This window comes from Dietzia sp. Cai40 (assembly GCF_014145165.1).
Classification (GTDB): domain Bacteria; phylum Actinomycetota; class Actinomycetes; order Mycobacteriales; family Mycobacteriaceae; genus Dietzia; species Dietzia natronolimnaea.
The window spans coordinates 1-2,096 of the sequence record NZ_JAALEB010000203.1 but is presented as its reverse complement, the minus strand read 5'-3'; the positions used below and the strand labels follow the sequence as shown (position 1 = coordinate 2,096).

At 72.9% G+C, this 2,096-nt stretch carries 2 protein-coding genes; both read right to left on the bottom strand.

What is annotated here, in order from left to right:
• Positions 1–3: 3 nt before the first annotated feature.
• Entirely contained in the window at positions 4–1,419 is a 1,416-nt protein-coding gene (locus tag G6022_RS08725) for an amidohydrolase family protein (protein ID WP_182691380.1), read from the bottom strand.
• 61 nt (positions 1,420–1,480) lie between these two features.
• On the bottom strand, positions 1,481–2,096 hold a 616-nt coding region (locus G6022_RS08720; RefSeq protein ID WP_182691378.1), incomplete at its 5' end, for a pyridoxamine 5'-phosphate oxidase family protein.

Genomic DNA, 2,096 nt, shown 5'->3' with positions numbered 1-2,096 from the left:
CCGTCACGAGCGCACCCCCACCGGCCGCGTGTAGGCCGGGGCGAACCCGCGCGCCCGCGCCGAGCGGATCATCCGCTCGGTGAGCTGGGCGTCGGCCTCGTCCGCCAGCGGGTGCAGTGAGCGTGCCCCCTCGGCGACCAGCCGCCCGCCCACGTACACGTGCGTGAGGTTGCGCAGCGAACACGCCAGGACGTACGTGGCCACCGGGTCCCAGATCGGCCCGGTGGCCGGGGCGGTGGGATCCACGACCAGCAGGTCGGCGTGCTTGCCCACCTCGATGCTGCCGATCCGGCCGGACAGGCCGAGCGCCTCCGCGCCACCCAGGGTGTGCATCCGCAGCACCTCGTGCGCGGCCAGGACAGAGGCGTCGGAGTGGACGGCCCGCTGGGTGTAGAGGCCGATGCGCATGTTCTGGAACGGGTCGGAGACGTCGGTGCAGGACTGGTCGTCGAGCCCCATCCCCACCCGGATCCCCGCGGCCCGGTACCCGGCGACGTCGGCGATACCGGATCCCAGCCGGCCGTTGGAGGTGGCCTGCCAGATCACGGCCGAGTCGGTCTCCGCCACGCGGCGGACCATGTGGTCCGTGGGGTGGACGAAGTGGCCGAAGGAGAAGGCGGGGCCCAACACCCCGGCGTGGTCGTACCAGTCGAACTTGGCCCGCTGCACCTCCAGGTGCTCGGCGGTCTCCACGAAGTGCGCCTGGTTGCCCACACGGTGGGTCGCCATGGCGTGCCGTTCGCGTTCGGCGGTGACCGGCGAGGACGACCACTGCACCGACCCGAACACCGATCCGCCCAGATCCAGGTCCCGGGGGACCGTGCGCTGGCGGTGCTCGGTGACGTGGGCGAACGCCTCGAAGCACTCGGCCTCGGGCAGCTGCTCGTCGTCCAGCCGGGTCGAGGTGACGCACCGCAGTCCCGAGTCGGCCTGCGCGTCGATCTGTCGCGTGAGGAACTCGACGTCGTGGACCCGCTCGGCGACCAGGGTGGAGGTGGCGTGGTCGAACACCGCCACCACCCGGCTCTGGGTGAAGTTGTAGGCGCTGGTCACGCCGTTGCGCAGGAAGTCCAGGCAGCCGGCGAGGGTGAACCAGTACAGGTCCTCGGCCTCGGCCCCGACCATCATCTCGCCCATCCGTGAGACCCACCCGTAGAGCGTGTCGTCGGGGGCGATGCCGCGCATCCCGGCGGTGAACAGGTGGCTGTGCGCGGAGACGAACCCGGGCGCCAGGATCGACCCACCCAGGTCGTGGACGGTGCCGGGCAGTCCGGGCGGCGGATCACCGGCACCCAGCGCGGCGATCAGCCCGTCCTCGTCGACGTGGACCCAGCCGTGGAACCACGGCGGGGCGTCGGCTGCAGTCGTTCCCGGGATCGTCGTCACGGGGATGACGAGCGCATCGGTGAAGGTGATCATGAGGGGTCTCTCGTTCTCGGGGCGGCGGCAAGGGTTGGGCGCGCGCGGTCGGCGCGGCGTGTCAGCCCGGGAGGTCCTCAGCCAGCCAGCCGCCGGGACGCAGGTGGAACCGTCGGCGGTGTGAGGGCGCGTCGGGCTCGCCCCGCCAGAACGTCACCGCCTCGGGCCGCAGGCGGTACCCGGTCCAGGTGTCGGGCGGGTCCTGCGGGGTGGGCCCGTGCCGGGAGACGGTCTCCGCCCACACCTCCCGTCGTCCGGCCGGGGGCAGGGCCGCCGTCGCGGGATTGTTGGTCCAGGCCAGCAGCTTGAGATACGGGGTCCGGTCGCGATAGGTGAGCAGTTGCTCCTCGCGGTCCGTGGGTGCTGCGGGGCCGGTCATGGTGAGCTGGCGGGTCCGGTCGGCGCTGAGCACCACGAGGGTGGCGCGGGGGTTCGCCGCGAGGTCCGCCACCTTCTGGGATCGCGAGTCCGTGTGGAAGGTCGGGCCGTCGGGGGTGGCACCGGAGATCAGAAGGTGCCGACACCGGGGCGTCCCGTCCGGGTCGACGGTGGCCAGCACGCCCAGTGGCGGGTCGTGGGGGTCGACGGCGAGCCAGGCCACCATCGCGGCCAGCGGATCGTCACCCGGCTCCGGCACGGTGACCCCCGCTGTGGCCGCCTCGCCCGCCCAGGCCCCG

Coding starts and splice junctions, on each gene's coding strand:
- G6022_RS08725 (WP_182691380.1), bottom strand. CDS start 1,419: ATGATCACCTTCACCGATGCGCTCGTCATCCCCGTGACGACGATCCCG.